Origin of the sequence: Protofrankia sp. CiT1, from assembly GCF_917627335.1 — a bacterium.
GTDB lineage: Bacteria > Actinomycetota > Actinomycetes > Frankiales > Frankiaceae > Protofrankia.
In genome coordinates this window covers 7,224-10,032 of the sequence record NZ_CAKJTP010000045.1, presented here as the reverse complement: position 1 = coordinate 10,032, position 2,809 = coordinate 7,224, and the positions used below count along the sequence as shown (strand labels likewise).

At 68.8% G+C, this 2,809-nt stretch carries 2 protein-coding genes; both read left to right on the top strand.

Translation table 11 applies throughout. From position 1 onward, the window contains the following. Window positions 1–2: 2 nt before the first annotated feature. Window positions 3–674, top strand: a complete 672-nt coding sequence (locus tag MJ785_RS10010; protein ID WP_239310697.1) for a DUF4194 domain-containing protein — start codon at window positions 3–5, stop codon at window positions 672–674. After that, on the top strand, window positions 671–2,809 hold a 2,139-nt coding region (locus MJ785_RS10005), incomplete at its 3' end, for an ATP-binding protein (protein WP_370652914.1). The genes MJ785_RS10010 and MJ785_RS10005, both read left to right, overlap by 4 nt.

Here is a 2,809-nt window from a genome sequence, read left to right as displayed (position 1 = left end):
CGATGACTGAACCGGACCGCGCTGACGACGGCTGGCCGGCAGACACGGCGGCCGGGTTCATCAACCCGGTCTCGATGGAGGACGATCCAGCCGAGTTGTTCGCTGGCGACGCGGGCACCCTGGACGCGGACGTACGGCGGGTGCTGGTGCAGTTGTTGCGGCGCAAGTTCGTGCTGGCCGAGAGGAGCCCGGCGCAGTGGCGCACGCTGCTGGAGAACCAGCAGATCCTCGAGTCGCGACTGCACGACCTGTTCGTGCGGCTCGTGGTCGACCACGACCGGGGCGTCGCCTACAAGCAGCAGGTGCGCTCGGCGGAACTGGACGTGCCGATCCTGCTCAAGGACGACCCCTACAGCCGGGCCGAGACGTTGGTGCTGGTGCATCTGCGGACTGTCTTCCAACGCGAACGCGGCACGGGCGAGGCGTCCGCGCGGGTGGACATCGAGGAGCTCGAGCAGACCGTGCTGACCTACTTCAATCCGAACGATCACAACCTGGCCCGCAACCAGCAGGAGGTCCGCGGCGCGGTGCAGCGGCTGGTCACCGAAGGCCTGCTCACGGAGGAGTCCGCGGGCCGGTACCGGATCACCCCCATGGTGGAAGTCGTGCTGAGTACCGCGAAGCTCGCCGAACTGGAGCAATGGTTGCGCGGACGGAACGAGGCCACGGCGTGAACATGCTCGAAACGCTGTTCGGATTGATCCCGGCGGCGTCGCGGGGGCAGCAGTGGGTGGCGCGGGACCTGCAACTGGTCAACTGGGGCGGCTATGACGGGTACCACCACCTGCGACTCGCACCCGGCGCGACTCTGCTCAGCGGAGGTTCCGGGTCGGGCAAGTCGACGCTGATGGACTCCTACATCGCGTTGCTCATGCCGCACACGACTCCCTTCAACGGGGCCTCCAACGGAGGGGTGGTCGGCAGGCCGCGGGGAAAGGACCAGCGCAACATCCTGTCCTATGCGCGCGGCAAGCTCGACGAGTCTCGGACCGACGGCGAGACGAAGTCGCAGGTGCTGCGCGGGGACGGCCGCGACACCTGGTCGGCCATCGCGATGACGTGGGCCGACCACACCGGCGTCAGGTTCACCGCGCTCCGGGCTTGGTATGTCCCGTCGTCCGCCCGCGGCCTGGACGACGTCGTCGCGGTACGCGCCACCTGCGATCATGGATACGAGCTGCGGGCGCTGGAAGGAGCGGCAGGCAAGAAACTCGCCCGCGCTGACGTCACGGCAACCGGCCTGAACTGCTTCGACACTGACCGGGACTTCACCGCGCGTCTTCACACCACGCTCGGTATCGGTGCCGCGGGCGATGGGCACAAGGCGGTCGCGCTGCTGGGCCGGATCCAGGCCGGTCAGCAGATCACCACCGTCGACGCTCTCTACAAGACGATGGTCCTCGAGGAGCCGTCCACGCTGGCCACCGCGGACGCGGTGGTACAGCAGTTCGACGAGTTGTCCGGCACCCGGGACAGGATGATCATCGCCCGGCAGCAGGTGAAGGCGTTGGGACCGATCCGCGGACATCGGCGCGCCATCGACGAGGCGGTGGACCGGTTGCACCTGCTCGACGAGGTCGGATCGTTCACCGGTGCGTCGTCCCCGGCCGCGTTGTGGCGTCATGAACGCCGGCTCGACCTGCTGCGCGCGGCCGAGGAGGACCTGGCCGAGCGGCACCGCCGAGCCCAGGAGGAACTGTCGGGGACCATCGCCCTGGTCGAGGCGGCCGAGGCGCAGCGCGACGGCGTGACTGAGACGCTTCGTGCCTCCGGTGGTGACCGCCTGACCACCGCGCTGCGGGAGATCCGGGGCGCGGAGCAGCGGCTGAGTGACGTCACACGCTCATGGAAGCGACTGGACCAAACGCTCCGCGCCATCGACGCTACCGTGTCCACCGGGGAGGACTTCGCCGCACTGGTCGAGACGGCGCACCGCTTCCTGGCCGACACCGACGCCAGGAAAACGGCCCAGGAGCTGTTCGCCGACGCGATGACGGAGAAGAAGGCAGCCGAAGGCGAGTGGGCCGGGTGGCAAACAGAGCACGAAGCGGTCAAGGCCCGCCGGGGCAACATCCCGTCTGAGCTGCACGCGGCTCGCGCGGCATTGGCCGACGCCGCCGGGCTCACCCCGGAGGACCTGCCGTTCGTCGGCGAGCTGGTCGAGGTGCGAACGGAGTTCGAGCCGTGGCGTGAGGCGTTCAACCTGGCGCTCGGCGGGTTCGCCACCCGGATGTTGATCGACATTGGCAGGCTGAACTCGTTCCGCGAAGCGATCAACGCGGTGCCGACCGCCCGGCGGGTCCAGTTCGAGGGCGTGCCTACCGGTCTGCGCGACGAGGTCGCGCTGGACCCGACGACGCTTCCCGGCCGGCTCGACTACCGGCCGTCGCCGTTCACCGCCTGGCTGAAGAACGAGCTCGCCCGCCGGTTCGACTTCGTCTGCGTCGAGACGCCCAAACTGCTGGCGCGACACACCAAGGCGCTCACCATCACCGGCCAGACAGCGGAACGCGGCCGGGGCGCGCACGGCGGTCACGGCCGGGCCAACGTGCTCGGTTTCACCAACGACAGGCTGCTGGCCGACCTCGAGAACCGGATCGCCTCTGCCCAGAAGCGCCTCGACGCCGCTGGCGCCCGGGTATCGGAGGCGGAGGAGAACCTCAACTCGTTCGAGGCCCGGCGTACGACCTACCAGATCATGATCGAGTTGTCCTGGGACCAGGTGGACGTCGAGTCAGCCCAGGCGGAACGAGACCGTTGGAACCGCGTCGTCGAGGAGGTCCGCGCCGGCAATCCGCGGATTGACCAG

What these genes read in the sequence shown, in the direction of transcription:
- MJ785_RS10010 (WP_239310697.1), top strand. Translation starts at nt 3, where the DNA reads ATGACTGAACCGGACCGCGCTGACGACGGCTGGCCGGCAGACACGGCG.